The sequence below is a fragment of the Novosphingobium sp. BL-S-33 genome (assembly GCF_056857025.1).
In genome coordinates, this window is the sequence record NZ_CM166474.1 from 1036988 (window position 1) to 1063472 (window position 26485).

A 26485-nucleotide genomic window follows, 5' to 3' on the forward strand; every position below is an offset into this window, starting at 1 on the left:
AACGGCGCCGTCCCGGCTTCCACGCGTACCCTCGCCGTTGCGATTCTTGCCCGCGCCCCCTAAGGACCGCGCTTCCAGATTCAGCAACAGTCAGGCAGACCACCAGTGGACTACGCAGCAACCGGCCAGGAGGCGCTCTCGCGGATTGCGGAAGCATCCGATCTCGAAACGCTGGAGGCGCTGCGTGTCGAGTTTCTGGGCAAGCAGGGATCGATCTCCGGCCTGCTGAAGACGCTGGGCAAGCTCGATCCCGAAGAGCGCAAGGTCGAAGGCCCGAAGATCCATGCCTTGCGCGAAAGCGTGAGCGACGCGCTCACCACCCGCAAGGACGTGTTGGAGACGGCGGTGCTGAACACCCGCCTTGCTGCCGAGACCATCGATCTCTCGCTGCCCGCGCCCGAAGCGCCGCGCGGCACCGTTCATCCGATCTCGCAAGTGATGGACGAGATTGCCGAGATTTTCGCCGACCTTGGCTTCTCGGTCGCCACTGGGCCGGAGATCGAGGACGACTGGCACAATTTCACCGCGCTCAACATGCCGGAAAGCCACCCGGCGCGCGCGATGCACGACACGTTCTATTTCCCGGATCGCGACGTCCAGAACCGCGAGATGCTGCTGCGCACGCACACTTCGCCGGTGCAGATGCGCACCATGCTCGCGCAGGGCGCGCCGCTGCGCATCATCGCGCCGGGCCGCGTCTACCGCTCGGACAGCGACGCCACCCACACGCCGATGTTCCACCAGGTCGAAGGTCTGGTGATCGACAAGGACGTCCACCTCGGCCACCTGAAGTGGACGCTGGAGACCTTCCTGAAGGCGTTCTTCGAGCGTGAGGACATCGTCCTGCGCCTGCGCCCCAGCTACTTCCCCTTCACCGAACCTTCGGTGGAAGCGGACATCGGCTTCACCCTGATTGACGGCAAGCGCGTGATCGGCGGCGACCCGTCGAAGGGCGAGGGCGGCTGGATGGAAGTGCTCGGCTCGGGCATGGTCAACCGCCGCGTCATCGAATTCGCCGGGCTCGATCCCGACGAATGGCAGGGTTTCGCCTTCGGCATCGGCATCGATCGCCTTGCCATGCTGAAGTACGGCATGGACGATCTGCGCGCCTTCTTCGACGGCGATGTCCGCTGGCTTTCCCACTACGGTTTCTCCGCCCTCGACGTGCCGACCCTTTCGGGCGGCGTTGGCACTCCGGCTTGAGCGCGGGAAGGATTTAGAAAATGAAGTTCTCGCTTTCCTGGCTCAAGCAGTACCTTGAGACCGACGCCTCGCTTGAGGATATCGCCCTGAAGCTCAACGCCATCGGCCTTGAGGTCGAAGGCATCGAGGATCCCGCCGCCAGGCTGGCCGGTTTCCGCGTGGCTAAGGTGCTGACCGCGGACAAGCATCCGCAGGCGGACAAGCTGCAGGTCCTCACTGTCGATACGGGTGAAGGCGTGCTGCAGGTCGTCTGCGGCGCGCCGAATGCGCGTGCGGGCCTTGTCGGCGTGCTGGGTCTCCCCGGCGCGACCGTGCCCGCCAACGGCATGGTGCTGAAGGTCGCTGCCGTGCGCGGCGTCGAATCGAACGGCATGATGTGCTCCACGCGCGAGCTGGAGCTGGGCGAAGACCACGACGGCATCATCGAACTGCCCGAGGACGCACCGGTCGGCACGCCTTTCGCGGAGTACCACGGCGCCGATCCGGTGATCGAAGTGGCCATCACGCCGAACCGTCCGGACTGCATGGGCGTCTACGGCATCGCCCGCGATCTGGCCGCCGCCGGCCTTGGCACGCTGAAGCCGATCGAGGTGCTGGACATTGCCGGCAGCTTCCCCTGCCCGGTCGAAGTGCGCACCTCCGATGCCGAGGGTTGCCCGGCGTTCTACGGCCGCGTGATCAAGGGCGTGAAGAACGGCCCTTCGCCGCAGTGGCTGCAGGATCGCCTGAAGGCCGCCGGTCAGCGTCCGATCTCGGCGCTGGTCGATGCCACCAACTACTTGATGCTGGCCTATGGCCGCCCGGCCCACGCCTATGACCTTGCCAAGCTGAACGGCGCCGTCGTCGCGCGCCGCGCCAAGGATGGCGAGACGGTCGTCGCGCTCAACGAGAAGACCTACACGCTCGACGCCGAGATGACCGTGATCGCCGACGATTCGGGCGTGCATGACATTGCCGGCATCATGGGCGGTGAGCATTCGGGCTGCGGCGACGAGACCACCGACGTTCTGCTCGAAATCGCCTATTTCGATCCCGAACGCATCGCCAAGACCGGCCGCAAGCTCAACCTCACCTCAGACGCGCGCAGCCGTTTCGAGCGTGGGATCGATCCGAATTTCCTCGATACCGGCCTCGACCACCTGACCAAGCTGATCCAGACGCTGTGCGGCGGTGAAGCTTCGCAGGCGGTGCGCAGCGGTGCGGCGCCGAGCACGCCGAAGACTGTCCACTTCGATCCGGCGCTGACCGAGAAGCTGGGCGGCGTGGCGATCGAACCCGGCGAACAGCAGCGCATCCTTGAGAGCCTTGGCTTCAAGGTCATCGCGCAGGAGGCCGGATTCGACATGTCCTGGACCGTCACCGTTCCCGGCTGGCGTCCGGACGTCGATGGCGCGCCTGACATCGTCGAGGAAGTCGTCCGCATTCACGGTCTCGACAAGGTGACGAGCGTGGCCTTGCCGCGCGCCGATGGCGTCGCCCGTCCGACCGCCACGCCGACGCAGGCGCTGGAGCGCCGCGTTCGCCGCGCTGCCGCTGCGCGCGGTCTGCATGAAGCGGTTACCTGGTCGTTCCTGCCCTCGGCCGAGGCCGATGCCTTTGCGGACGGCAATGCTTTGTGGTCGCTCGCCAACCCGATCAGCGAGGACATGAAGGTCATGCGGCCGTCGCTGCTGCCGGGCCTGCTGATGGCGGCCAAGCGCAACCTCGATCGCGGTGCCTCGTCGCTGCGTCTGTTCGAACTCGGCCGTCGCTATCTGCGCGGTGAGGGTGGTGCGAGCGACGAGCGTCTGGCGCTGGGCTTCGTGCTGGCGGGCGAGAAGGTCTCGCGCGGCTGGGCGACTGGCAAGGCTGTGGCGTTCGACGCTTACGACGCCAAGGCCGAAGTCACTGCCCTGCTGGCTGAAGCGGGCGCTCCGGTCGAGAAGCTGCAGGTCATGGGTGAAGCTGGTTCGCAGTTCCATCCCGGCCAGTCGGCCACACTGCGCCTTGGGCCCAAGAACGTGCTGGCGCGCTTCGGCATGCTGCACCCCACGGTCGCCAAGCAGTTCGACATCGACGGCCCGGTGGCGATTGCCGAGATCTATCTCGACGCCATCCCCGGCAAGAAGGGAGCCGCCACCTTCGCCCGCACCCGCTACGCGCCCCCGGCGCTGCAGGCGGTGACGCGCGATTATGCGTTCCTGGTGTCTGCGGAACTGCCAGCCGGTGATCTGATCCGCATGGTCGCGGGCGCGGACAAGGTGAACATCGTCTCGGCCCGCCTGTTCGACGATTTCCGTGGTCAGGGCGTTCCGGAAGGGCAGAAGTCTCTGGCGCTTGAAGTCACTCTCCAGCCGCTCGAAAAGAGCTACAAGGAAGAGGACCTCAAGGCGATCAGCGACAAGGTGACCGCCGCTGCCGCCAAGCTCGGAGCCGTGCTGCGCGGCTGAGGACGCGGCTGAAGAGGCTGCTCGGGAAAAAGGGAAGATCGCCGGTGACTGACATGGAATTCGTGACCATCACCGCCGGCGATCTTACCGCGCGCGTTGCCACTTACGGGGCCGAGCTGTGGTCGCTGACCGACCGGGCCGGGCGCGAGTACATGACCGATGCCGATCCGGCGTTCTGGACGGGCCATGCGCCGATCCTTTTCCCGATCGTCGGCGCGCTGAACGGCAATCGCTACCGGCTGGACGACCACGAGTACGAACTCCCCAAGCACGGTTTCACTCGTCATTCGGCTTTCGAAGTGGTGGAAGCGAGCGAGAGCGCGGCGCGCCTGCGGCTGCGCGACGGGGCGGAAACCCGCAACGCCTATCCTTTCGCCTTCGTTCTGGACCTCATGTTCCGAATCGAAGGGGCGACACTCCACGTCGAGGCGGAAGTTGCCAATCCGGGCGATGCGCCGATGCCGTTCAGCCTTGGCTTCCACCCCGCTTTCGCATGGCCGCTGCCTGGCGGCGCGCCCAAGCACGAACACACCATCGCCTTCGAACAGGCCGAGCCCCAGCCGATCCGCCGCGTCGATGTTACAACCGGCCTCGTCCTGCCCGAGCCGGTGCCGACTCCGGTGGAAGGCCACTTGCTGCACCCGGACGCATCGCAGTTCGTCGAGGACGCGCTGATCTGGGACCACCTCGCCAGCCGCGCGCTGACTTTCGGCACACCGGGAGGATCGCAACTGGCCGTGGCCTTTCCCGACATGCCGATGCTGGGCATCTGGCAGAAGCCGGGTGCGCATTACCTCTGCATCGAGCCCTGGCAGGGCCACGCCGATCCGCTGGGCTATTCCGGCGACTTCCGAGCCAAGCCGGGCATGCTCTCGCTGGCGCCGGGCGCCAGCCGCCGCTTTCGCATGGACGTGACCGTTCTGACTGCCGACTGAGTGACAAGGCGCATAAAAGCAGTTTTCAGGCAGGGCGCAGCGACCCGTACACCTGCAATAGCTGCGGCTGTTGGGGTTTGCCTGTTGGCCGCATTATTGATGCTTCTCGGTTTTGCACGCCAATCTTCCGAACGGGAGCGCGAACGCAATGCGCATCCGGTCTTCGAGGCTTCGACCGATGCGGACATGCGCGATGTCGAACGCTGTCTTACAGAACAGTTGGGGCTTGATCCGCGCGGATGGGAAGGGGTGAACACCCGGGTCGATTGGCATCCGATTTGGAAGACAAAGGTTCAAATCTCCCAAGTCGCGACTACGACGCACGTAACGATGTGGACGCCTGAAGGCCGACCGCTTCGCGAACGTGAAAAGTCTGCGCTGAAAAGCTGTGTTTTGGTATCCCCGCGATCTGCCGTTGCGGCCGGTTCAATTTAAGGAGAAATTTCATGAAGACCGCACTCGTAACCGGCGCCACGTCCGGTATCGGCGAAGCCTGTGCCCGCGCGTTCGTGGCCGCGGGCTGGCGCGTGGTCGGTACCGGCCGCCGGGCCGAGCGGCTCGACGCCCTGAAGGCCGAACTGGGCGCGGACAAGTTCCACGCCGCCGTCTTCGACGTGCGTGACGAAGCCGCGCGCGATGCCGCGTTGGCGGCGCTGCCGGCCGAGTTCGCGGGCATTGACTGCCTCGTCAACAATGCCGGCCTCGCGCTGGGCACGGAACCGGCACAGAGCGCCTCGCTCGATGCGTGGAAGACGATGATCGACACCAATGTCACCGCGCTGGTCTCGCTCACGCACAAGCTGCTGCCTGCGCTGGTGGAGCGCAAGGCCGGGATCGTGAACCTCTCCTCGGTGGCGGCGACGTATCCCTACACCGGCGGCAACGTCTACGGCGGCACCAAGGCTTTCGTGCACCAGTTCTCGCTGGGCCTGCGTTCGGACCTTGCCGGCACGGGCGTGCGCATCACCTCGATCGAGCCGGGCATGGTGGAGACCGAATTCACGCTGGTCCGCACCGGCGGCAACCAGCAGGCCTCGGACAATCTCTACGGCGGCGCCAACCCGATGACGGCGGAGGATATTGCGGGGACCGTGCTGTGGGTGGCGACCCTGCCGGCGCACCTCAACATTAACACGCTGGAGCTGATGCCGGTCAGCCAGTCCTTTGCCGGCTTCCAGGTTGCGCGTCAGGGCTGAGGCTTAAACCCCGCCTTCAAACAAACCTCGTCATCCACGCGCAGGCGGGGATCCCGCTTGTTCTTGCGAGGTAGCGCGAAGGAAGCGGGGCCCCCGCCTGCGCGGGGGCGACGGAGTGGTTTGGTGCAGGGTGGTTTGGGCCGATGCGGCTTGGGCTGTAGCTCCAAACGAAAAACGGGGGCTTGCGGATGTCCGCAAGCCCCCGTTTCTATTTCAGCGCTCTGACCGGGATCAGCCGGTGATGCCTGCTGCCGCGAGCACGGCCAGCGTCAGCACATCGGGCGCGATCGCGGTCATCGGCACGATCTGCACGGGCTTCTCGGCACCGATCAGCATCGGCCCGATCGAGGTAGTACCGCCGATTTCCTTGAGCAGCTTGGCCGAGATATTGGCCGACTGCAGCCCCGGCATGATCAGCACGTTGGCAGGCGCCGAAAGGCGGCTGAACGGATAGAGCTTCATGATCTTCGGGTTCAGCGCGGCGTCGGGGGCCATTTCGCCCTCGTACTCGAAGTCCGGCTTTTCCTCGTCGAGAATGCGGATCGCCTCACGCGTCTGCTCCAGCCACTTGCCCGACGGATTGCCGAAGGTGGAGTAGCTGAGGAAGGCCACGCGCGGTTCGTGGCCCAGGCGGCGGGCAACGGCGGCGGTTTCCTTGGCGATCACCGCAAGCTGCTCGGCCGTCGGGCGCTCGTTGATCGTGGTGTCGGCCATGAACACGGTGTGGTTCTTGCCGACCAGCAGGTGGATGCCGAACGCCAGCTTGCCCTCGGCCGGGTCCAGCACGCGCCGCACTTCCTTGATGGTCTGCGCGAAAGGCCGGGTCATGCCGGTGATCATAGCATCGCCCACGCCCAGCTTCAGCAGGCCGGAGGCGAAGATGTTGCGATCGGTATTGACCATGCGCTGCACGTCGCGCTGCAGGAAGCCGCGACGCTTCAGGCGCTCGTAGACCATCTCGACCATCGGGCCGACATGGTCGGACACCATCGAGTTCTCGATATGGAAGCTTTCCGGATCGGGCACGCCCAGTTCGGCCATCTTGTCGAGGATGACTTGCGTGCGGCCGACCAGGATCGGTTCGCCATAGCCGAAGTCGCGGTACTGGATCGCGGCGCGCAGGACGACTTCGTTGTCCGCCTCGGCAAATATCATCCGCTTGGGATTGGCGCGGACCTGTTCGTAGACGCGGGTGAGCACCGAAGTGGTCGGGTTCAGGCGCGCCTTCAGCTGATCGCGATAGGCTTCGAAGTCCTCGATCGGGCGGCCGGCAACGCCGGAATCCATCGCCGCCTTGGCGACCGCCATCGACACCACTTCCATCAGGCGCGGATCGAACGGCGCCGGGATGATGTAGTCGCGGCCGAACTGCTGCGCTTCGCCATAGGCGGCGGCAACGTCTTCATGGACCTGCTCGCGCGCCAGTTCGGCAATGGCCTTGGCGGCGGCGATCTTCATCTCTTCGTTGATCGCGGTGGCCGAAACGTCCAGCGCGCCGCGGAAGATGAAGGGGAAGCCCAGCACGTTGTTGACCTGGTTCGGATAGTCCGAACGGCCGGTGGCGACGATCGCGTCGGGGCGCACCGCCTTGGCTTCGGGCGGGGTGATTTCAGGGTCCGGATTGGCCATCGCGAAGATGATCGGTTCCGGCGCCATTGCCTTCACCATGTCCGGCGTCAGCGCGCCCTTGGCCGAAAGGCCCAGGAACACATCGGCCCCGACCAGCGCCTCGGTCAGCGTGCGCTTGTCGGTCTTCACGGCGTGGGCGGACTTGAACTGGTCCACCTTCTCGCGGCCCGGATAGATCACGCCGCGCGTGTCGCAGACCAGCACGTTCTCATGCTTGACGCCGATCGACTTGATCAGGGCGGTGCAGGCCAGCGCCGAGGCGCCGGCGCCGTTCACCACCACCTTGATCTCGTCCAACTTGCGGCCGGTGATGAGGCAGGCGTTGATCAGGCCGGCGGCGGCGATGATCGCGGTGCCGTGCTGGTCGTCATGCATGACCGGGATGTTCATCCGCTCACGCAGGGCCTGCTCGATGATGAAGCATTCGGGCGCCTTGATATCCTCAAGGTTGATGCCGCCGAAGCTGGGTTCCATCATGGCGATGGCCTCGATCAGCGCGTCGGTATCCTCGCTGGCGAGTTCGATGTCGATGGAATCGACGTCGGCGAAGCGCTTGAAGAGGACCGCCTTGCCTTCCATCACCGGCTTGGATGCCAGCGCGCCCAGATTGCCCATGCCCAGAATGGCGGTGCCGTTCGAGATCACCGCGACCAGGTTGCCCTTGGCCGTATAGTCATAGGCAGTGGCGGGATCGTCGGCGATGGCCTGAACGGGCACGGCGACGCCGGGAGAATAGGCGAGGCTGAGATCGCGCTGCGTTGCCATCGGCTTGCTGGCGATGATCTCGATCTTACCCGGCCGGATCGTCGAATGGTAGAACAGCGCCTCGCGCTCGGTAAACTGGACCTTGGGCTTCTCGGACAAGCTTTTTCTCCCGGATTTGGGAGGGGCCCTATCGAATGTTTGCGCGACGCGATAGGGGAAAGGCGCGTGGCGGCCGCTTCACAAGGACCGAGCCGCGGGGCTAACGCTCTGCGCCATGACCAGCAATTCCGAGACCTCCGGCGTGACCCCGATGATGGCGCAGTACCTTGCCTTGCGTGAGGTCGCGGGCGATTGCCTGCTGTTCTATCGAATGGGCGATTTTTTCGAGCTGTTCTTCGACGATGCGAAAATCGCAAGCCAGGTTCTGGACATTGCACTCACCACGCGCGGCGAGCACGGTGGTAAGCCGATTCCGATGTGCGGCGTGCCCGTCCACGCGGCGGAGGGCTACCTTGCCCGCCTGATCAAGGCAGGTTGCCGCGTGGCGATTGCCGAGCAGAGCGAAACACCCGCCGAAGCCAAGAAGCGCGGCGGGTCCAAGGCACTGGTCCGGCGCGATATCGTGCGCTTCGTCACGGCCGGGACGCTCACCGAGGAATCGCTGCTGGAGCCGCGCCGGGCCAATGTGCTGGCGGCGGCCTGCGATCTGCGCGGCACTGTGGGCGTGGCTGCTTGCGACATCTCGACCGGCCGGATGGAACTGGAAGAGTGTGCGCCTGATCGTCTGGGTGCCGCGCTCGCGCGGCTGGGCGCGCGGGAACTGGTGGTGCCCGAAGGGTGGGAACTGGCGCCTGACGGCGCGATTGCGCGTTCGGGGCACGAGTTCTCTTCCGACGGCGGCGATGGGCGGCTGAAGTTGGTCCATGGCGTCGCCACGCTCGATGGGTTCGGCACGTTCACGCGCGCCATGCTGGCGGCGGCGGGAGGGTTGATCGCCTATCTCGATCATGTCGGACGCGGCAAGCTGCCGCTGCTGCTGCCGCCGGTTGCCCGCGCGGGCGATGCGACCTTGGCGATGGACGAGGCGACGCGTGCGAGCCTCGAAATTCTCGAATCGTCGCAAGGCGGACGCAAGGGCAGTCTGGTCGAGGCGATCGACCGCTGCGTCACCGGTGCCGGTGCGCGGCAGTTGGCAGAGGACCTCTCGGCGCCGCTGATGGATCGCCATGCGATTGCCGAGCGGCTCGAACTGGTCGAATGGCTTCACGACGATCATCTGCTGCGCGAGGATATGCGCGCGGCGCTGCGGGCGCTGCCCGATGTCGGCCGCGCGCTGGGGCGTGTGGTGGCGGGGCGCGGCTCTCCGCGCGACCTCGGTCAGCTTCGCGACGGCCTTTCGGGTGCGCGCCGCATCGGCGAACGGCTGGCGCAGATGGATGACCTGCCGGTGCTGCTCGATCGGCTGATGCCCGAACTGGGCGGACATGCGGCGCTGGTGGATCACTTCGCGCAGGCGCTGGTGGAAACCCCGCCGACCGAGCGCGGGCAGGGCGGCTATATCGCCAGCGGCTACGACGCCGGTCTGGACGAACTGCGTGTCACGTCCGGCAATGCCCGCCGCGCGATTGCCGCGCTGGAAGCGAAGTACCGCGAGGAAACCGGCGTTTCCGCGCTGAAGATCAAGCACAACAACGTGCTCGGCTACTTCATCGAAGTGCCGCAGCGCCATGCCGACAAGCTGCTGGAGCCCGACAGCGGCTTCTCGCACCGCCAGACCATGGCCGGCGCGATGCGCTTCAACGCGCTGGCGCTGCATGAGGAGGCGAGCCGCATTACCGAGGCTGGCGCCCATGCGCTCGCCGCCGAGGAAGCGCATTTCGAGGGGCTGGTGGCCGAAGCTGTCGCCGCTCGCCACGAGATCGCCCGCACCGCCGCCGCGCTCGCCCGTTTCGACGTGGCGGCCGGACAGGCTGAGCGCGCGGCCGAGGGCGGTTGGACGCGGCCCGAAGTGGTCGACGGCCTTTCGCTCGATATCGAAGGCGGCCGCCACCCGGTGGTCGAGGCCGCGCTGAAGGTTCAGGGCGAGCGTTTCGTCGCCAACGATTGCCGCCTCGCCAGCCATGACCGGCTCTGGCTGATCGGCGGCCCCAACATGGGCGGTAAATCGACCTTCCTGCGCCAGAACGCGCTGATCGTGCTGTTGGCGCAGGCGGGCGGTTTCGTACCGGCCAAGTCGGCGCGGATCGGCATGGTGGACCGGCTGTTCAGCCGCGTCGGCGCTTCGGACAATCTTGCGCGCGGCCGTTCGACCTTCATGGTCGAGATGGTGGAAACCGCGGCCATCCTCGCGCAGGCGACCGACCGCAGCTTCGTCATTCTCGACGAAGTGGGGCGCGGCACCTCGACTTACGACGGCCTTGCGCTGGCATGGGCGGTGGCCGAAGCGGTCCACGAGACCAACCGTTGCCGCTGCCTCTTCGCCACGCACTATCACGAGATGGCGCGGCTTGGGGAAACCTGTGAGGCGCTATCGCTTCACCACGTCCGCGCGCGCGAGTGGAAGGGCGATCTGGTGCTGCTCCACGAACTGGCCGAAGGTCCCGCGGACCGCAGCTATGGCCTTGCTGTTGCGCGGCTGGCCGGGGTGCCACCCAAGGTCATCAGCCGCGCCAAGTCGGTTCTGGAAAAGCTGGAAAAGGGCCGTGCGGAGACCGGCGGCCTTGCGGCGGGGCTCGGCGACCTGCCGCTGTTCGCGGCGGCGCAGGAAGCCCGCGAGGAAGAGTGCGACGTCCTGCGCGAAAAATTGCGCGACATGGACGTGGATGCGCTTTCGCCGCGTGATGCGCTGGAGATTCTCTACGACCTGAAGCGCGAGGCGGGCACGGAGTCTTAACCAAGCCGCGCTAGGTTGCGGTCATGTTCGGACCCAAGATCAGGAACGTCTTCAAGAGTCGCTGGCAGGCCGTGTTCTGGTCCGCCAGCATGTTGCTGACGGCCTATTGCTCGATCCCGTCGTCCGATGACGATGGCGGGAAGGACGATTCCGCCACGCAATTGGCCCAGCAAGTGGCGGCGCATGTTGCGGGGCATGAGGCAGGTCATAAGAACCCCTGGGCCAAGGATCCGGCGGCTAACTAGCGCCTCGGCGGCCCACCGGTTCGCAGCATAAGCAGCCGCTCCAACACAACTCTCGTCGCCCCCGCGGAAGCCGGGGCCCCGCTTCCTTTTGCCCTGCCTCAAGAACAAGCGGGATCCCAGCCTTCGCGGGGACGACGGTGTTTGGTGGAGTGTTGCGTATGGAGCCTAAGCGGGGGCAGCGCCTATCAGCTATCGTCGTCCTCGAAATCCTCATCGGCCACGCCTTCGCGGCCATAGCGATTTTCAAGGTCGTCCATCGTTTCTTCGCCGCGATAGGCGGACATGTCGATCACGCCGCTCGAATCCATCTGGTTCAGGTGATCGACCAGATCCTCGACATCGTCCTCGTCGTCGATGCCGCCCTTCACTTTCTCGCTGTCTTCGAGGCCGAACACGCCGGTCGCGCGCTCATGCGCCTCTTCGGCAACGGACTGGGCCTGCGCTTCCTCATCATCCTGCTCGGGATTGAAGTTTTCGGGCGCGGAATCGTCGGGACGTTCGATCATGGCGTGTCTCCTTTGCCGGGTTAACGGCTAGGGGAACGCCCGGGTTCCGGTATTGGAAGGACGCGACGGAAAAGAGACTTCCGTCGCGTTTCCCTCTCAGCGCGTCGGAACCGGCGTCTCGCCCGAATAATCGTAGAAGCCCCGGCCCGACTTGCGGCCGTACCAGCCGGCTTCGACGTACTTTTGCAGCAGGGGAGCGGGGCGGTACTTGGGATCGCCGGTGGTCGCCAGGAACACCTTCATGATCTCGTAGAGCGTGTCGAGGCCCACGAAATCGGCCAGAGTCAGCGGCCCCATCGGATGGTTCGCGCCAAGCCGCATGCCGGCGTCGATATCCTCGACCGAAGCCAGCCCCTCGCCCAGCACGAAGATTGCCTCGTTGAGCAGCGGGCAGAGAATGCGGTTGACCACGAAGCCCGGGGCATCGCCGGCCAGCACCACGGTCTTGCCCAGCGCTTCGCCGAAGGCCTTCATCCGCGCGGTGGTTTCCGGCGATGTCGCAAGGCCGGGGATCACTTCGACAAGACCCATCACCGGCACCGGGTTGAAGAAGTGCAGCCCGCAGAACCGCGCCGCGTCGGGCGAACTGGCGGCCATGCGGGTGATCGGGATCGAGCTGGTGTTGGAGGCCAGGATGGCATTGGCGCCCAGTACTTCGCCCACGGCGCCAAAGATCTTGAGCTTGATGTCCTCGCGCTCGGTCGCGGCTTCGATGATGAGGTCGCAATCGCCCATCGTCGAATAGTCGCCTGCCGTGGTGATGCGGGGGAGCAGCGCGTCGACGTCGGCCTGGGCGATCTTTTCCTTGGCCACCAGCTTGGCGAGGCCCTTGGCGATGCCGGCCTTGCCCTTCTCGGCAATGTCGATCGCAATATCGGACAGGACCACGTCCATGCCCTTGCTCGCCACGGTCTGGGCAATGCCCGAACCCATGATGCCCGCACCGATGATTCCGACTTTCCGCACTGCCAAACTCCTCTGCTGGTCTCGTTACGGAGCAGATGCCTAGCGGTTCTGGCCGGGTACCCAAAGCACGTCGTCGGCCCCGTTCGCATTCACCGCCCGGGCGAGCACGAAGAGATAGTCGCTGAGGCGGTTGATGTAGGCCAGCGCGGCCGGATTGGCCGGCACTTCTGCCGCCATGGCGACGGCGGCCCGCTCCGCGCTGCGGGCGGAGGCGCGGGCGATGTGGACGCGCGCGGCGGCCTCGCTGCCGCCGGGCAGGATGAAGCTTTTGAGCGGTTGGAGATGCGCATTGATCGCGTCGATCTCGCCTTCCAGCCATGTCACTTGCGCGGGCACGATGCGCAGGGTCATCTCGCCCGGCGTGAAATCGTCGCCGGGGGTGGCAAGATCGGCGCCGAGATCGAACAGGTCGTTCTGGATGCGCGTGAGGATCGCGGCGTGCGGCGTGCCGGTCAGCGCGCAGATGGCAAGGCCGATCGCGCAGTTCGCCTCGTCCACCTTGCCGATCGCGTCCATGCGGGCGGCGTACTTGGGCAGGCGCGAGCCGTCGACGAGGCCCGTGGTGCCATCGTCACCCGTGCGGGTGTAGATCTTGTTGAGCTTTACCAAGGTGGAGTCCTTTGAAAATCCGCCGTGGGCGGATTTTGGCGGCAAAAGCCTAGCGCGCCATCGCGATCAGGATGGCGCAGACCACCACGGCGGCGGCCTGATACTTGATGCGGTTGAACATCATCTTGTTCTGGAGAAGCTGGTTGGCAGTCGGCCCCGTGGCGCCCGGATCGCGGTTCAGGTCTTCCTTCGTGCTCTGCATGAAAGCGGCGATGCCGCGCACGAGGCTGACGACGACCATGATCACCAGCAGGACGATGATGGGGACGAGAATATAGGTCATGGCCTATGGTCTACGCCCGAGGAAAGCGAAATGCCAGCCGGTAAGCGGTGCTCGCGAAGCGCCTCGGCGATAGCCTTGCCGTCCTCGCCCGCGCGCCGCCGGTCGCCGAGCGAGGACGACCCGCGCCGCTTGGCGAGCTTGCGTCCGTCCGGCTCCAACAGCAGCGGGTGATGGTGCCAGATCGGCACCGGCAGGCCGAGCAGGGCTTGCAGCAGGCGGTGGACGTGGCTGGCCGGAAACAGGTCCATGCCGCGCGTGACGAGCGTGATGCCGTCCGCCGCATCGTCGAGCGTGGCGGCAAGGTGGTAGCTGGCGGGCAAGTCCTTGCGGAGCAGCACCACGTCTCCGAACACCTCCGGCGTGGCGGCCTGCGGACCGGCCAGTTCGTCGGTCCAGGTGAGCGCGCCGGTCAGGTCCAGCGCGCGGGTGACGTCAAGCCGCCAGGCCGCGCCCTCGGGATCGACGCGGTCGGACGTGCCAAGGCGCTGACGGCAAGTGCCGGGATAGACCGGGCCGTCGGGCCCCATCGCGGTGGCAGCGGCGGCGATCTCGGCGCGCGTGCAGCGGCAGGGGTAGAGCAGGCCCATGGCTTTCAGACGCTCTCCCGCTTCGGCATAGGTCTCCAGCCGGTGGGACTGGAAGCCTGCCTCCCCGTCCCAGCCAAGGCCAAGCCATTCGAGATCGCGGAAGAATTCCTCGGTGAATTCCGGGCGGCTGCGTTCGCCGTCGATATCCTCGATCCGCAGCAGGAATTCGCCGCCCCGCGCACGCGCCAGATCGTGCGCCACAACCGCCGCATAGGCGTGGCCGAGGTGAAGTGGGCCGTTGGGGCTGGGGGCAAAGCGGGTGAGGATCATCTCCCTCTGCTCCTACCTGTTGGACCGCTTGCCGCAAGGCCCCGTAACTTTGTGCATAACTTCGGGAGAAGATGTGCGTGGCCTGTGTGCATTAGGCGGACAGGTTGTGGAATGGTTGTGTGCAAGCTGTGGATTGTTGTATGGGGCCACCCCGGTCTCGGCTTGACGCCGACTCGCGTAAATGCTGCAAAGAAACACATGCATTGCCATGAAACCGCAATCAGGGCCTGCGACAGGAGGCCATGCTCAAGTCGGAGCTGATAGAGCGCGCGGCCCGGTTCCGCAGCGCGGAGGATGATCCCTCCCGAAGTCTTTCAGACTGCCCTGCTCTAGTGCTCAATGCGGACTACACGCCGCTTTCCTACTACCCTCTCAGCCTCTGGCCCTGGCAGACCGCGATCAAGGCGATCGTGCTGGAAAGGGTGGACATCATCTCCAGCTACGACCGGGTGGTCCACAGCCCGAGCTGGTCGATGCAGATCCCCTCGGTGATCGCGCTTCGCCAATATGTGAAGCCTTCCGAGTTTCCCGCCTTTACCCGTTTCAACCTGTTCCTGCGTGACAGGTTCAGCTGCCAATACTGCGGCTCTCCCCACCAGCTCACATTCGACCATGTGGTGCCGCGCCGGCTGGGTGGGCGCACGAGCTGGGAAAACATCCTCACCGCCTGCGCGCCCTGCAATCTCAAGAAGGGCGGGCGCACCCCCAAGCAGGCGCATATGCCGCCGCTGGTGGCGCCGATCCGGCCGACAAGCTGGCAACTCCTCGAACGCGGCCGGGCGTTCCCGCCCAACTACCTGCACGAGACGTGGCGGGACTGGCTCTATTGGGACATCGAGCTGGAGGCTTGAGGGCGGGTTGTCTGCCTAGCTCCGCCGCATTCCTTCATTATACGACTGGGCCAAGGATGGCGTCCGAGTTAGCCGACTAGGCCAGGAAAATCGTGCAGGCTTTCATCGCGCACAATCCTGCGTCCGATACAGTTGCTCGGATCGGACAGCGCAACCCCCGAAAGTTCGTAATCACGAACGATCGCTCCGAAGCGTTCGTCTACTAGTGGAACGGTATTGGGGGACGGTTTATGGATGGGCATGTCCGGATCTGTATTGAGAACATTAATAGCGTAATAATTTCTGCCTTTAATAGAATGAAAGGGGAGAAATTCTACAAGATTGCGGCAAATGTGCTCCAGAGCATCTTTCGCTTTTTGTGAAATTACCGGTGCGCACAGCATCCACGCGACAAAATCCGCAGGCTTATAGCTGATGCCATAAGGCGTAACGCGCGGAAGTTCCCAAGATTCTTTCATTGGCTCACAGATGAAATGCGTTCCGAAGTAGCGCAAGTCGTCTGGAATGAATGAGGTACGTCGTTTACAAAGCGGAGAGATTTCGTACTTCATGGAGCGTGTTCTATCCTACTCGCAAGACGCCGGAATGACGGCGCCGACGAACACAATCTCTTCAAATCTCCAACATCTCCGACCGGAATAGCGGACTTGCGGCAAGTGTTTGCCGCGCGGCACTCGTTCCTTCAGTGGAGCGTTTCGGGCACGCTTTCGGCCTCGGCCCGGGTGCCGCCGTCGACCGAGGCGGTCAGCGCTACGTCCATCGTCACATTGCCCACCGTGCGCATGAGGTCAGGCAGGACTTCCACCGCCACCAGCACGCCCAGCGGCCAGAGCGGCACACCCATGGCGGCCGCAATGGGGCCGATCGAGGAAACGAAGCTGATCGTACCCGGTAGCGAAACCGCGCCGAACGTCGTCGCGAAAGCCACCAATGTGCCCGCGATTAGCGCGCCGGTGGTCAGCTCGATCCCGGCCAGCTTCGCGGCATAGACCGCGACTGCCATGTTCATCGCCGGGCCTGTCGCACGGAACAGGGTGACGGCCAGCGGCAGGACGAACTCGGCAGTCGTGCCCGAAACGCCAAGCTTGCGGCTGGAGGCCAGCATCGCCGGAAGCGTCGCGATCGAGGACTGGGTGGAGATGGCGACGATCTGTGCCGGCAGGATCGCGGCGGCAAAGGCGGGCAGGGGGCGGCGTCCGCCGAAAACGGCAATCACATAGCCCGCGATCATCACCACGGTGCCGACCGCCGTGACCAGCACGATATAGTGCGCCAGCGCGCCCAGTGCCGCGCCGCCGCTGCGGACGCCAAGGCCGAAGCCCAGTGCGAACACGCCGATGGGGGCGAGCGTGAGCACCCAGCCGATCACCACCATCATCGCGCCCGCCACGCCCTCGAACAGCACGGCGAGCAGGCGGCGCGGCTCGTCGGCAAGACGCGTCGAGGCAATGGCGAAGAGCGCGACGAACACGATCACCGGCAGCATGGCGTCGGCCGCGGCGGCGGAGATCACGTTCTCCGGCATCAGCGAGGAGAGGAAGTCGGCGATGCCCGGCACTTTTCCCGGATCGTCGGCATGGGCGAACTGGACGCCGGCGGGAATCGGGAAGAATTTCAGCAGCAACGGCATGGCGACCGCGCCCAGCACGGCGCTGAAGGCAAGGAAGCCGACAATGGTGCCCAGCGTGCGCCGCGCCATGGCCCCGGCCTGCGCGACGGCAATGGTCTCGACAATGCCGGTGAACAGCAGGCCGGCGACCAGCGGCAGGATCGTCATCTGCAAGCCCTGAAGCCAGAGCGAACCGATCGGCCCGACCACTTGCAGCACCGGCACCGCCTTCGGGCTGCCGGCAAGAACAAGCCCCAGCAACAGCCCCACGACGAGGCCGATCAGGGTCAGCGTGCCGGGAACCCGGATTTCGGGAATGCGGGAGGCACTACTTTCGATGGCCATCGGGCTGGGGGTATTCATCGGGCTCCTGGGGAATTGCGACCTTGGTCTTCTTCTCCATACTGAGCGCAGTGGCGCATGGCAATTTGCCGAAGGCTTGGGTAAGAGCGCGCGTCATCGGCCATTCACGAAATGGTCTCCAAGAGGGCAGGTCATGAGCAGACAGTTCTTCGGCACAGACGGCATTCGCGGCCGCACCAATCAGGGCGCTATGACCGCCGCCATCGCCATGAAAGTCGGCCAGGCGGCCGGCACCCGCTTCCTGCGCGGCAGCCACCGGCACCGTGTGGTGATCGGCAAGGACACGCGCTTGTCCGGCTACATGCTGGAAAACGCGATGGTCGCGGGCTTCACCAGCGTCGGCATGGACGTTGTCCTGCTCGGCCCGATGCCGACTCCGGCCGTCGCCCTGCTGACCCGCGAGTTGCGCGCCGACGTGGGCGTGATGATCTCCGCCAGCCACAACCCTTACGAGGACAACGGCATCAAGCTGTTCGGCCCCGACGGCTTCAAGCTCTCCGACGAGGATGAGCTGGCGATCGAGGCCATGCTGGCGCAGGAAATCCCGCTCGCGCCTTCCGAGGAAATCGGCCGGGCCCGCCGCATCGATGACGCTCGGGGCCGCTATATCCACGCCGTGAAGCGCTCGCTGCCCGAGGCCGTGCGTCTCGACGGGCTGAAGATCGCGGTCGATTGCGCCAATGGCGCGGCCTATCAGGTGGCGCCTTCCGCCTTCTGGGAACTAGGCGCCGAAGTCGTGTCGATCGGCGTTACGCCCAACGGCAAGAACATCAACGCCAAGTGCGGCTCCACCCATGTCGAAGCCTTGCAGGAAACCGTGGTGTCCTCGGGTGCGGACATCGGCATTGCGCTCGATGGCGATGCCGACCGTCTGATCGTGGTCGACGAGAAGGGCAAGACCGTCGACGGTGACCAGATCATGGCGCTGATCGGCACCCAGCTTGCCGCGCGTGGCGCTCTGCGTGGCGGCGGCGTGGTGGCGACGGTGATGTCGAACCTCGGCCTCGAACGCTATCTGAACAGACAGGGCCTGACGCTGGAGCGCACCAAGGTGGGAGACCGCCATGTGCTGGAACGCATGCGCGCGGGCGGCTTCAATGTCGGCGGCGAGCAGTCGGGCCACATGATCCTGCTCGACCATGCTACCACCGGCGATGGTACCGTGGCGGCGCTTCAGGTGCTGGCCGCGCTGGTCCAGTCGGGCAAGCCGGCGAGCGAGGTGCTGCACCTGTTCGATCCGGTGCCGCAACTGCTGCGCAATGTCCGCTTCGCGGGCGGCAAGCCGCTTGAGGCGGACCGTGTGAAGGCCGTGATTGCGGAGGCCGAGGCCGCCTTGAACGGCAAGGGCCGCCTCGTGATCCGCGCCTCCGGCACTGAGCCTGTCATTCGCGTGATGGCCGAAGGTGACAATGCCGGCGAGGTCGAGGCGGCCGTTGCCTCGATCTGCGCTGCCGTGGAAGAGGCTGCTGCCTGACGCTTCGACAGGCTCAGGGTGAGCGGGAGATTTTGAATGCTTGAAATGCGCCCCGATTGCGAACGCTGCGGTGCCGATCTGCCTGCCGAGGCACCCGGCGCTTTCATTTGCAGCTTCGAATGCACGTACTGCGTCGAATGCGCCGAAGCGCTGGACGACATCTGCCCCAATTGCGGCGGCGAACTGGTCGACCGGCCGACGCGGGCGAAGCAGCACTTCGATTCCGCGCCGCCGTCGAAGGAACGTCACTTCAAGGGATAAAGGATTCACGCGGAGGCGCGGAGACGCGGAGAAAGTTTGCCGTGCCGTAGGCCCTCCATTCCTTCGTTCGCGGTTGTTGCCGCCGATGGAATGGAGAGCCTGCGGCGCAACCAAAACTCCTCCGCATCTCCGCGCCTCCGCGTGAACCCGAAAATGGTGCCCATGCTGCCGAAGTGGCGCTTCAGGAAGGAATGGATTCGCGCAAAGGCGCAAAGGCGCGAAGAGGTCGTGCCTGCGGCGAAGCCGCGCTTCCATTCATTCATAGCCTCGGTGGAAATGAGAAAGGGAGCCTGCGGCGCAGGATGACCTCTTTGCGCCTTTGCGCCTTTGCGCGAATCCAAAACAGCACGGCGCTTGTCGAAGCCCGCCGCTGCTGTCATCAGCCCAACCCATGACCACACCGCCCCGCATCCTCTCCATCGCCGGTTCCGATTCCTCGGGCGGCGCGGGAGTTCAGGCCGATATCAAGACCATCACCGTGCTCGGCGGCTATGCCATGACCGCGATCACCGCAATCACTGCGCAGAACACCTGCGGCGTCACGGACGTCGTGGCGCTCGCACCGGAGATGGTCGCAGCGCAGATCGATGCCTGCGTCAGCGACATCGGCGTCGACGCCGTGAAAATCGGCATGCTTGGCAGTCCGGAGATCGCCCATATTGTCGCCGAGCGGCTGGAAGCGCTGGACGTGCCGGTGATTTTCGATCCCGTCATGATCGCCACCAGCGGCTCGGTGCTGGCGGACGCCGCGACGATCGCCGCCTTCGAGCGGTTGATGGCGCTGGCCACGCTCACGACGCCCAATGTGCCCGAACTGGCCGCGCTGGGCGGCGATGCGGGGCTGGCGGCGCGCGGAGTCGCCTATATCGCCAAGGGCGGCGATGCCGAGGGCCCGGTGGTCGAGGACCGGCTGGTCCTGCCGGGGGAGGCGCCGCTGTCGTGGAACGCGCCGCGTATCGAGACGCGGCACACCCACGGCACCGGCTGCACCTTCTCCAGCGCTATCGCGACATTCATGGGCCGGGGCGAGAGTCTGGTTTCGGCCGTGGAACAGGCCCGCCAGTTCGTGCGTGCCGCGCTGCTGGCCGCGCCCGGCTTCGGCGCCGGGCATGGTCCACTGGGCCATCAGGCCGTGCGCTGAGACCAATCGGCAGCGTCGAGCCGCAAGTAGACGCTGTCACACCAGACGCCGCCGACTTGCCAGGTGCGCGCGACGCGTCCCGTTTCGCGAAAACCCAGCCGTGACAGTAGGGCAAGGCAGCGGTCATTGCGCGGGTCCACATCCGCGTGAACTTGCGGCAGCCGGTGCACCGCGAAAGCACGGGCGATCACGGCTTCCAGCGCCTCGCGGGCCAATCCCCGGCCCCAGAATGCGGGATCGAAGATGAAGCCGATCTCCGGAAATCGCCAAAGCCCGGCCTTGCCGATCACGCGGTCATCCAGCGTGACGATGAAGTCTTCGCCCGCGCCATCCGGAATAGCGATCATGCCGTCCAGCCATTCGCGCGTTTCGGCCATGTCCTTGTGCGGGGGCCGCGACCAGTAGGCCATCGCCTCCGGCTGCACGAAGATGGCGTGGAGCGCCTCGGCGTCGGTCGGCAGCGCGGGGCGCAGCAGCAGCCTTTCGGTGCGAAGCTGCGCCATCTCGCCTTACCTCAGCCGCATTCGAGATCGTAGAACTGGCGCACGACGTCCCAGCCTTCCTCGGCGGTTTCGCACCAGTGGAACAGCTTGAGATCGGCCTTGTTGATCACGCCTTCCTCGGCCAGCGCCTCGAAATTGATGACGCGTTCCCAGAATTCGCGGCCGTAGAGCAGGATCGGCATCGGCTTCATCTTGCCGGTCTGCACCAGCGTCAGAAGCTCGAAGAACTCGTCGAACGTGCCAAAGCCGCCCGGGAACACCGCCACCGCGCGGGCGCGCAACAGGAAGTGCATCTTGCGCAGCGCGAAGTAGTGGAACTGGAACGAGAGGCGCGGCGTCACATAGGGATTGGGCGCCTGCTCGTGCGGCAGCACGATGTTGAGCGCCAGCGTCTCCGCGCCCACTTCATAGGCACCGCGATTGGCCGCTTCCATGATCGAAGGGCCGCCGCCCGAGCAGACCACGAACTGGCGCATGCCCTTTTCGACGACCGCACACTTGCTGGCGATGCGGGCAAGCTTGCGCGCTTCCTCGTAATACTTGGCCTTGGCGACAAGGCGGTCGGCAACCACCTTTTCCTCGTCGGTGGTGGCGCGGGCGAGCACGGCTTCGCATTGTTCGGGCGAGGGGATGCGGGCGGAGCCGTACATCACCAGCGTGGAGCCGATGTTGGCCTCTTCCAGCAGCATCTCGGGCTTGAGCAGTTCAAGCTGGAAACGCACCGGGCGCAGTTCGTCGCGCAGGAGGAATTCGGTGTCCTGGAAGGCAAGGCGGTAGGAGGGGTTCTGCGTTTGCAGCGTGCCTTCCTGCGCATCGGCGAAAGAGGCTTCCTGCTCGGCCTTGTAGAACCGGCGCTTGGTGACTTTGGCGTCTTCAGTATCGTTCATCGGGGTACCATGGCCGCAGGACGCGGCGTGAGAAAGCACAAATATCTAGGACGCTTGTGGTTGCACGCAAGAGATGCGCTCGCCTAATCTCGAATCCATGGCGAATTCGATCCTTACCCGCCGTGGGGCGCTTGCCGGTATCGGCATTGCGGCGGTAGCGGCGGCCCTGCCGGTCTTTCCGGTGCTTTCGGCCCCCGCTGCGCCCCGGCTGGTGAAGCCGCCGCGCCTGCGCGAGGGCGACACGCTCGGGCTGGTGGCGCCCGCCGGGTTCATCGGCGATCGTTTCGGGCTGGATGAAGTCATGACGACGGTCCGCGCGATGGGCCTGGTGCCCAAGCCCGCGCCGCACATGCTGGAGCGGGAGGGCTATCTGGCCGGCTCTGACCGCACGCGGGCCGACGATCTCATGGCCATGTTCGCCGACCCGGACGTGCGCGGCGTGATGGCCGTGCGCGGCGGCTGGGGCTGCGCGCGGATCCTGCCGCTGCTCGACTATGCGAAGATCGCGAGGAGCCCGAAGCTGTTCGTCGGCTTCAGCGACAATACTGCGCTCCACCTCGCATTCGCGGCTCGCACCGGCGTGGCCAGCATTCACGGGCCCAATGCCAGTGCATCGTGGCCGCCCGCCGCATGGGCGAATTTCCACGCGCTCGCGTTCGAAGCGGCGACGCCGACCTGGCAAGTGCCCGAAGGGGCGGGCGCGAACTTGTCCGGGCGCGGCAAGGACTTGCGCACGTTTCACGGCGGCACCGCGCGTGGGCGGCTGCTCGGCGGCAATCTCAGCGTGCTTTCGGGGCTGGTCGGCACGCCTTACCTGCCCGATTTCACTGGCGCCGTGCTGTTCCTGGAAGACACCAACGAATCCGAATACCGGATCGACCGCATGCTCACCCAGCTCGCGCTGGCGGGCGTGTTCGACAAAGTGGCGGGTGTGGTCTTCGGCCAGTGCACCAATTGCACCAATCCGGACGGCGGCTTTTCGAACTTCACCATCTACGAAGTGCTGGACCGCCAGTTCGGCGGCCTGAAAGTGCCTGCTTTCCAAGGCTTGCAGATCGGCCATATCGCCGCGCAGGCGAGCGTGCCGGTTGGCTTGCCGGTGGAGATCGACGCCGATGCCGGGACGATGCGCCTGCTGGAACCGGCCGTCAGTTGATGGGCCGAGGAGGCGCGATCAGCGGATCATGCTGGCGGCCGAGTCCGTGCCGCGCGACAAGGTCCGCATAGACCCGCGCGTCCAGCGGCTCCGCGAATTCCAGCCCGGTCCCGTGCAGGGCGCTCCATGCGACAAAGGCCATCGCCGGGCGGCATCCGGGCAGGCTGAGGTTGATGGCCTCGTCGATCTCCAGCGCATCGATGCCCTCGATCCGGGCGCCGAAGCGGGAGAGGTCTTTGAGCACGACGGTGCATCTCACGAAAGCGCTCCGGAACTTCGCCATCATCTCGACCGGCTCGCGCGTATCGCGGTGATCCGGAGTGGCCCGGATGACGGGGGCGATATCGTGTCTATCCATGTGCACCATCCTGAACAGGCTAACCGGCTGTCTTAGCAGGAAAGATAGGCGCGCTTCCCTTAGCGGGCCTTTCCGCCCGGCTAAGGGTATTCCGCAGGGCTTTAACCCCGGCGCGCCAGCGGCTAGTGCTGGTAACACATCCCCCAGCATCCGGACCCCGCCGATGACCCGCAACCTGCTCGATCCCCTGCCGCTGCCCAACTACGCGGCGCTCACCCCCGACGCGATCGGCGAGGCGCTCGACCTTGCGCTGGCCGATATGCGCGCGGTCGTGGACCGGATCATCGCCGAAAAGCCGAAGGACTTCGACGCGGCCTGGCTGCCGCTCGAACAGGCCGATGTCGCCATCGAGGCGCTGTGGTCGGCGGTTTCGCACCTCAAGTCGGTGGCCAATACGCCCGAACTGCGCGAGGCGCATGCCGCCGGGCAGCAGCGCATCGTCGAGACCATGACGGCGGTGTTCCAGGATCATGACCTCTACGAAGTGATCGCCGCGCTGGAGGCGGCTCCCGAATTCGCGAAGCGCTCGGCGGCGGACCGCGCCGCGGTCGAGCATATGCTGCGCAGCTTCCGCCTTTCGGGCGTGGCGCTCGATGCCGCGCCGCGCGCGCGCTTTGCCGAGATATCGGTCGAGCTGGCCGGGCTGTCGACGGAGTTCTCCGCCGCCGTGCTCGACGCCACCGACGCCTGGTCCGAACATGTCACCGATGCCGAAGTGCTCGCGGGCATCCCCGAAGCGGCCATGGCGATGTTCGCCGCGAACGCCGAGGCCAAGGGGCTGGACGGGGGCTGGGTGGTCACGCTTCAGTGGCCGAGCGTCAATGCCGTGCTGACCTTTGCCGAGAACCGGGGCCTGCGCGAGCGCGTATATGCCGCGTTCGGCACCCGCGCCTCGGATCAGGGCCCCGATGCCGGAAAGTTCGACAATACCCAGCGCATCGCCCGCATCCTCGAACTGCGGCGTGAGGCTGCGGGCCTGCTGGGCTTTGCCGATCCGGTCGAATGGTCGCTCGCCACCAAGATGGCGCCCAATGCGGGGGAAGTGCTGCACTTCCTGCGCGATCTGGCATCGCGTGCCCGCCCCGGCGCCGAGCGCGATCTGGCCGATGCGCGCGCTTTCGCGGCGCGGGAACTCGGCATCGACGATCTCCAGCCGTGGGACCTGACCCACGTTGCCAACCGCATGCGCCTGTCGCGCTTCGCGGTCGACGAGCAGGCGGTGCGCGCCTACTTCCCGGTCGAGCGCGTGCTGGCCGGCTGGCAGGTGCTGCTCGGCCGCCTCTTCGGCATCACCTTGGTGGAGCGGACGGACGTGGCGCTCTGGCATGCCGATGCACGCTACTACGACGTTGCCGACGATGACGGCACGGTGATTGCCGGTGTCTACCTCGATCTTCATGCGAGGGCGGGCAAGCAAGGCGGCGCGTGGATGGCGCAGGCCCGCCCGCGTCTCTCTGCCGGTGCGTCGGGCAGCAATGCGGGCCGCGTACCGGTTGCCTACCTCACCTGCAATTTCGCGCCGAAGGGCGGCGATACGCCCTCGCTGCTCGCGCACAGCGAGGTGGAGACGCTGCTGCATGAGACCGGGCACTGCCTCCACCACCTGTTCACCCGCGTGAACCGGCCGAACGTGGCAGGCACCAGCGGCTTCGAGTGGGACGCGATCGAGCTGCCGAGCCAGCTGATGGAAGACTTCGCCTGGGACCGTGAAGTGCTGACCGGCATGTCCGGCCATTACCGCACCGGCGAGCCGCTTCCCGTCGATCTCTTCGAGAAGATGCTGGCTGCGCGGCGCTTCCAGTCCGGCCTGTTCGTGCTGCGCCAGATTGAATTCGGCCTGTTCGACCTCCTGCTCCACCTCCGCACCATGGGCAGCGATCCGATGGAAGTGATCGGGGCTGTGCGCGAGGAAGTGGCCGTGGTCCATCCGCCCGAATGGCACCGTTTCCCGCATGCCTTCACCCACGTCTTCTCGGGCGGCTATGCCTCTGGCTATTACAGCTATCTCTGGGCCGAAGTGCTCGCCGCCGACGGCTTCCGCAAGTTCGTCGAAGCGGGCGTGGTGGACCGCGCCACGGGCGATGCCTTCCGCGACGAAGTGCTGGCACGCGGCGCCACGCGCCCGGCGGCCGAGAGCTACCGCGCCTTCCGGGGGCGCGACGCCGAAGTCACCGCCTTGCTGGAACGGCGCGGCCTGCTGGGATGAACGCCATCGGTGCGAGCGACCGGCGCCTCTGGCTGCGCGAGGCGGTGCGGCGTATCGAGGCGGACTACAACCGGTCCGCCGATACGCATCTTATCCGGCTGGACCTGCCGCGCTTTCCGGGCATCACGCTCTATCTCAAGGATGAAAGCTCGCACCCCACCGGCAGCCTGAAGCACCGGCTGGCGCGCTCGCTGTTCCTCTATGCGCTGTGCAACGAGTGGATCGGGCCGGATACTTGCGTGATCGAGGCCAGTTCCGGCTCGACGGCGGTGAGCGAGGCCTATTTCGCGCGCATGCTGGGCTTGCGCTTCATCGCCGTGGTGCCGGCCACCACGGCGCAGCCCAAGCTGGACGAGATCCGCTTCCACGGCGGCGAGATCCATGCGGTGGACGATCCCCGCACGGTCTATGCAGTGGCCCATGACCTCGCGCGGCGAACCGGCGGGCATTACCTCGACCAGTTCACTTATGCCGAGCGGGCGACCGACTGGCGCGGCAACAACAACATCGCGGAGAGCATCTTCCACCAGATGGCGGAGGAAGAGCATCCGGAGCCCACCTGGGTCGTCTGCGGTGCGGGCACCGGCGGCACTTCGGCCACGATCGGCAGGTTCCTGCGCTATCGCCGCCATGCCACGCGGCTTTGCGTGGCCGATCCCGAGCATTCGGTCTTCCACCGCCACTTCGCCGACCGGGCCGAGGCCACGCTGCCCGAAGGCTGCGCGGCGCTGATCGAGGGCATCGGCCGCCCGCGCGTGGAGCCGAGCTTCGCGCCGGGCGTGGTCGATCGCATGATCGCGGTTCCGGACGCGCAGAGCATCGGCGCCATGCGCGCGCTCTCGGCCCGGCTGGGGCGGCGCGTCGGCGGGTCGACCGGCACCAATCTCTGGGCCTGCGCCGCGATTGCCGAGGAGATGCATGCCGCCGGGGAGCAGGGAAGCATCGTCACGCTGCTCTGCGACGGCGGCGCGCGCTATGGCTGCACATATTACGATGACGGCTGGCTGGCCGAACGCGGGTTGGACTGGCGCCCGGCAGAAGCACGCGTCGCCCGGTTCCTCGGCGCGGGCTGACGTCCTTGCCGACCGGGAGCGCGGACCGGCCGCGCTCCCCGAAAAATGCGCGCGGGGGCAGTGTACTCGCGCGCGGATTGCCGTAAGTCCACGCCGATTCGCAATTTTCGAAAAGGGCAGGCAGTGACGGCATATCGTGAAACGCGC

Annotated in this window: 26 protein-coding genes; 14 read left to right on the forward strand and 12 right to left on the reverse strand. The window is 65.9% G+C overall.

Annotation, left to right across the window (positions count from 1 at the left end; all coding sequences use genetic code 11):
- Nucleotides 1-105 precede the first annotated feature (105 nt).
- The 5 genes from pheS to AC1VVM_RS04900 all read left to right on the forward strand — a co-directional run bounded on the left by pheS (nucleotide 106) and on the right by AC1VVM_RS04900 (nucleotide 5763).
- Nucleotides 106-1203: a phenylalanine--tRNA ligase subunit alpha gene (gene pheS / locus AC1VVM_RS04880; RefSeq protein ID WP_482955994.1), complete on the forward strand. Its 1098-nt coding sequence runs from the start codon at nucleotides 106-108 to the stop codon at nucleotides 1201-1203.
- 20 nt (nucleotides 1204-1223) lie between these two features.
- Entirely contained in the window at nucleotides 1224-3632 is a 2409-nt protein-coding gene (gene pheT, locus AC1VVM_RS04885) for a phenylalanine--tRNA ligase subunit beta (protein ID WP_482955995.1), read from the forward strand.
- Between the two features lie 53 nt (nucleotides 3633-3685).
- Nucleotides 3686-4567, forward strand: coding sequence for an aldose 1-epimerase family protein (locus AC1VVM_RS04890; RefSeq protein ID WP_482956330.1), 882 nt, complete (start codon nucleotides 3686-3688; stop codon nucleotides 4565-4567).
- A gap of 84 nt (nucleotides 4568-4651) precedes the next feature.
- A complete protein-coding gene (locus AC1VVM_RS04895) occupies nucleotides 4652-5002 on the forward strand; it encodes a hypothetical protein (protein ID WP_482902970.1) in 351 nt (116 codons plus the stop codon).
- Between the two features lie 11 nt (nucleotides 5003-5013).
- Nucleotides 5014-5763 (forward strand): SDR family NAD(P)-dependent oxidoreductase, encoded by a 750-nt coding sequence (locus tag AC1VVM_RS04900; RefSeq protein ID WP_482902971.1) that lies wholly within the window; start codon nucleotides 5014-5016, stop codon nucleotides 5761-5763.
- A 231-nt stretch (nucleotides 5764-5994) separates the two neighbouring features.
- Here AC1VVM_RS04900 and AC1VVM_RS04905 read toward each other — a convergent pair whose 3' ends face one another.
- Nucleotides 5995-8256 (reverse strand): NADP-dependent malic enzyme, encoded by a 2262-nt coding sequence (locus AC1VVM_RS04905; RefSeq protein ID WP_482902972.1) that lies wholly within the window; start codon nucleotides 8254-8256, stop codon nucleotides 5995-5997.
- A 115-nt stretch (nucleotides 8257-8371) separates the two neighbouring features.
- On the opposite strand from AC1VVM_RS04905, the gene mutS reads away from it, so the two are divergent.
- Together mutS and AC1VVM_RS04915 are read left to right on the forward strand one after the other, a co-directional pair.
- Complete coding sequence (gene mutS, locus AC1VVM_RS04910; RefSeq protein WP_482955996.1) at nucleotides 8372-10990, forward strand: DNA mismatch repair protein MutS; 2619 nt, start codon at nucleotides 8372-8374, stop codon at nucleotides 10988-10990.
- 23 nt (nucleotides 10991-11013) lie between these two features.
- The gene (locus tag AC1VVM_RS04915; RefSeq protein ID WP_482955997.1) at nucleotides 11014-11235 is read left to right on the forward strand and encodes a hypothetical protein; all 222 of its coding nucleotides are present in this window, start codon (nucleotides 11014-11016) and stop codon (nucleotides 11233-11235) included.
- A gap of 185 nt (nucleotides 11236-11420) precedes the next feature.
- On the opposite strand, the gene AC1VVM_RS04920 is transcribed toward AC1VVM_RS04915, so the two are convergent.
- The 5 genes from AC1VVM_RS04920 to gluQRS all read right to left on the reverse strand — a co-directional run bounded on the left by AC1VVM_RS04920 (nucleotide 11421) and on the right by gluQRS (nucleotide 14456).
- A complete protein-coding gene (locus AC1VVM_RS04920; RefSeq protein WP_482955998.1) occupies nucleotides 11421-11741 on the reverse strand; it encodes a hypothetical protein in 321 nt (106 codons plus the stop codon).
- Nucleotides 11742-11837: 96 nt separating this feature from the next.
- Complete coding sequence (locus tag AC1VVM_RS04925) at nucleotides 11838-12707, reverse strand: 3-hydroxyacyl-CoA dehydrogenase family protein (RefSeq protein ID WP_482902976.1); 870 nt, start codon at nucleotides 12705-12707, stop codon at nucleotides 11838-11840.
- A gap of 39 nt (nucleotides 12708-12746) precedes the next feature.
- Nucleotides 12747-13316: a cob(I)yrinic acid a,c-diamide adenosyltransferase gene (locus AC1VVM_RS04930; protein WP_482902977.1), complete on the reverse strand. Its 570-nt coding sequence runs from the start codon at nucleotides 13314-13316 to the stop codon at nucleotides 12747-12749.
- 49 nt (nucleotides 13317-13365) lie between these two features.
- Nucleotides 13366-13599, reverse strand: a complete 234-nt coding sequence (locus AC1VVM_RS04935) for an HIG1 domain-containing protein (protein ID WP_132387995.1) — start codon at nucleotides 13597-13599, stop codon at nucleotides 13366-13368.
- Nucleotides 13596-14456 (reverse strand): tRNA glutamyl-Q(34) synthetase GluQRS, encoded by an 861-nt coding sequence (gene gluQRS / locus AC1VVM_RS04940; RefSeq protein ID WP_482955999.1) that lies wholly within the window; start codon nucleotides 14454-14456, stop codon nucleotides 13596-13598. Before gluQRS ends, AC1VVM_RS04935 begins: the two co-directional genes overlap by 4 nt.
- A 242-nt stretch (nucleotides 14457-14698) precedes the next feature.
- Here gluQRS and AC1VVM_RS04945 point away from each other — a divergent pair, with 242 nt between their 5' ends.
- Nucleotides 14699-15307, forward strand: a complete 609-nt coding sequence (locus AC1VVM_RS04945; protein WP_132387999.1) for an HNH endonuclease — start codon at nucleotides 14699-14701, stop codon at nucleotides 15305-15307.
- Nucleotides 15308-15375: 68 nt separating this feature from the next.
- On the opposite strand, the gene AC1VVM_RS04950 is transcribed toward AC1VVM_RS04945, so the two are convergent.
- Entirely contained in the window at nucleotides 15376-15858 is a 483-nt protein-coding gene (locus AC1VVM_RS04950) for a hypothetical protein (protein WP_482956000.1), read from the reverse strand.
- A gap of 131 nt (nucleotides 15859-15989) precedes the next feature.
- Nucleotides 15990-17279, reverse strand: a complete 1290-nt coding sequence (locus AC1VVM_RS04955; protein WP_482956001.1) for a dicarboxylate/amino acid:cation symporter — start codon at nucleotides 17277-17279, stop codon at nucleotides 15990-15992.
- Between the two features lie 133 nt (nucleotides 17280-17412).
- Between AC1VVM_RS04955 and glmM the strand changes: the two genes are divergently transcribed.
- Together glmM and AC1VVM_RS04965 are read left to right on the forward strand one after the other, a co-directional pair.
- Complete coding sequence (gene glmM / locus AC1VVM_RS04960) at nucleotides 17413-18753, forward strand: phosphoglucosamine mutase (RefSeq protein ID WP_482902981.1); 1341 nt, start codon at nucleotides 17413-17415, stop codon at nucleotides 18751-18753.
- Nucleotides 18754-18789: 36 nt separating this feature from the next.
- Nucleotides 18790-19014, forward strand: a complete 225-nt coding sequence (locus AC1VVM_RS04965) for a DUF1272 domain-containing protein (RefSeq protein ID WP_482902982.1) — start codon at nucleotides 18790-18792, stop codon at nucleotides 19012-19014.
- A 5-nt stretch (nucleotides 19015-19019) separates the two neighbouring features.
- Here AC1VVM_RS04965 and AC1VVM_RS04970 read toward each other — a convergent pair whose 3' ends face one another.
- Nucleotides 19020-19394 carry a hypothetical protein gene (locus AC1VVM_RS04970; RefSeq protein ID WP_482902983.1) on the reverse strand — a complete coding sequence of 125 codons (375 nt, stop codon included), beginning with the start codon at nucleotides 19392-19394 and terminating at the stop codon, nucleotides 19020-19022.
- Between the two features lie 11 nt (nucleotides 19395-19405).
- Here AC1VVM_RS04970 and thiD point away from each other — a divergent pair, with 11 nt between their 5' ends.
- The gene (gene thiD, locus AC1VVM_RS04975; protein ID WP_482902984.1) at nucleotides 19406-20155 is read left to right on the forward strand and encodes a bifunctional hydroxymethylpyrimidine kinase/phosphomethylpyrimidine kinase; all 750 of its coding nucleotides are present in this window, start codon (nucleotides 19406-19408) and stop codon (nucleotides 20153-20155) included.
- Here the strand turns inward: thiD and AC1VVM_RS04980 are convergent.
- Complete coding sequence (locus AC1VVM_RS04980; protein WP_482902985.1) at nucleotides 20140-20658, reverse strand: GNAT family N-acetyltransferase; 519 nt, start codon at nucleotides 20656-20658, stop codon at nucleotides 20140-20142. The two genes, thiD and AC1VVM_RS04980, sit on opposite strands and share 16 nt — an antisense overlap.
- 11 nt (nucleotides 20659-20669) lie before the next feature.
- A complete protein-coding gene (locus AC1VVM_RS04985; protein ID WP_132388013.1) occupies nucleotides 20670-21545 on the reverse strand; it encodes an LOG family protein in 876 nt (291 codons plus the stop codon).
- A gap of 97 nt (nucleotides 21546-21642) precedes the next feature.
- Here AC1VVM_RS04985 and AC1VVM_RS04990 point away from each other — a divergent pair, with 97 nt between their 5' ends.
- On the forward strand, nucleotides 21643-22701 hold the full coding sequence (locus tag AC1VVM_RS04990) for a S66 peptidase family protein (RefSeq protein WP_482902986.1): 1059 nt from the start codon (nucleotides 21643-21645) through the stop codon (nucleotides 22699-22701).
- Here AC1VVM_RS04990 and AC1VVM_RS04995 read toward each other — a convergent pair.
- Nucleotides 22694-23059 carry a hypothetical protein gene (locus tag AC1VVM_RS04995; protein WP_482956002.1) on the reverse strand — a complete coding sequence of 122 codons (366 nt, stop codon included), beginning with the start codon at nucleotides 23057-23059 and terminating at the stop codon, nucleotides 22694-22696. The genes AC1VVM_RS04990 and AC1VVM_RS04995 overlap by 8 nt on opposite strands.
- Nucleotides 23060-23222: 163 nt before the next feature.
- Here AC1VVM_RS04995 and AC1VVM_RS05000 point away from each other — a divergent pair, with 163 nt between their 5' ends.
- Nucleotides 23223-25265: a M3 family metallopeptidase gene (locus AC1VVM_RS05000; protein ID WP_482956003.1), complete on the forward strand. Its 2043-nt coding sequence runs from the start codon at nucleotides 23223-23225 to the stop codon at nucleotides 25263-25265.
- Complete coding sequence (locus tag AC1VVM_RS05005) at nucleotides 25262-26338, forward strand: PLP-dependent cysteine synthase family protein (RefSeq protein ID WP_482956004.1); 1077 nt, start codon at nucleotides 25262-25264, stop codon at nucleotides 26336-26338. The genes AC1VVM_RS05000 and AC1VVM_RS05005 overlap by 4 nt, the downstream gene beginning before the upstream one ends.
- Nucleotides 26339-26485: the final 147 nt, after the last annotated feature.

What these genes read in the sequence shown, in the direction of transcription:
- pheT (WP_482955995.1), top strand. Translation starts at nt 1,224, where the DNA reads ATGAAGTTCTCGCTTTCCTGGCTCAAGCAGTACCTTGAGACCGACGCC.
- AC1VVM_RS04890 (WP_482956330.1), top strand. Translation starts at nt 3,686, where the DNA reads ATGGAATTCGTGACCATCACCGCCGGCGATCTTACCGCGCGCGTTGCC.
- AC1VVM_RS04900 (WP_482902971.1), top strand. Translation starts at nt 5,014, where the DNA reads ATGAAGACCGCACTCGTAACCGGCGCCACGTCCGGTATCGGCGAAGCC.
- mutS (WP_482955996.1), top strand. Translation starts at nt 8,372, where the DNA reads ATGACCAGCAATTCCGAGACCTCCGGCGTGACCCCGATGATGGCGCAG.
- AC1VVM_RS04915 (WP_482955997.1), top strand. Translation starts at nt 11,014, where the DNA reads ATGTTCGGACCCAAGATCAGGAACGTCTTCAAGAGTCGCTGGCAGGCC.
- AC1VVM_RS04920 (WP_482955998.1), bottom strand. Translation starts at nt 11,741, where the DNA reads ATGATCGAACGTCCCGACGATTCCGCGCCCGAAAACTTCAATCCCGAG.
- AC1VVM_RS04935 (WP_132387995.1), bottom strand. Translation starts at nt 13,599, where the DNA reads ATGACCTATATTCTCGTCCCCATCATCGTCCTGCTGGTGATCATGGTC.
- gluQRS (WP_482955999.1), bottom strand. Translation starts at nt 14,456, where the DNA reads ATGATCCTCACCCGCTTTGCCCCCAGCCCCAACGGCCCACTTCACCTC.
- AC1VVM_RS04945 (WP_132387999.1), top strand. Translation starts at nt 14,699, where the DNA reads ATGCTCAAGTCGGAGCTGATAGAGCGCGCGGCCCGGTTCCGCAGCGCG.
- AC1VVM_RS04950 (WP_482956000.1), bottom strand. Translation starts at nt 15,858, where the DNA reads ATGAAGTACGAAATCTCTCCGCTTTGTAAACGACGTACCTCATTCATT.
- AC1VVM_RS04955 (WP_482956001.1), bottom strand. Translation starts at nt 17,279, where the DNA reads ATGAATACCCCCAGCCCGATGGCCATCGAAAGTAGTGCCTCCCGCATT.
- glmM (WP_482902981.1), top strand. Translation starts at nt 17,413, where the DNA reads ATGAGCAGACAGTTCTTCGGCACAGACGGCATTCGCGGCCGCACCAAT.
- AC1VVM_RS04965 (WP_482902982.1), top strand. Translation starts at nt 18,790, where the DNA reads ATGCTTGAAATGCGCCCCGATTGCGAACGCTGCGGTGCCGATCTGCCT.
- AC1VVM_RS04970 (WP_482902983.1), bottom strand. Translation starts at nt 19,394, where the DNA reads ATGACAGCAGCGGCGGGCTTCGACAAGCGCCGTGCTGTTTTGGATTCG.
- thiD (WP_482902984.1), top strand. Translation starts at nt 19,406, where the DNA reads ATGACCACACCGCCCCGCATCCTCTCCATCGCCGGTTCCGATTCCTCG.
- AC1VVM_RS04980 (WP_482902985.1), bottom strand. Translation starts at nt 20,658, where the DNA reads ATGGCGCAGCTTCGCACCGAAAGGCTGCTGCTGCGCCCCGCGCTGCCG.
- AC1VVM_RS04985 (WP_132388013.1), bottom strand. Translation starts at nt 21,545, where the DNA reads ATGAACGATACTGAAGACGCCAAAGTCACCAAGCGCCGGTTCTACAAG.
- AC1VVM_RS04990 (WP_482902986.1), top strand. Translation starts at nt 21,643, where the DNA reads ATGGCGAATTCGATCCTTACCCGCCGTGGGGCGCTTGCCGGTATCGGC.
- AC1VVM_RS04995 (WP_482956002.1), bottom strand. Translation starts at nt 23,059, where the DNA reads ATGGATAGACACGATATCGCCCCCGTCATCCGGGCCACTCCGGATCAC.
- AC1VVM_RS05000 (WP_482956003.1), top strand. Translation starts at nt 23,223, where the DNA reads ATGACCCGCAACCTGCTCGATCCCCTGCCGCTGCCCAACTACGCGGCG.
- AC1VVM_RS05005 (WP_482956004.1), top strand. Translation starts at nt 25,262, where the DNA reads ATGAACGCCATCGGTGCGAGCGACCGGCGCCTCTGGCTGCGCGAGGCG.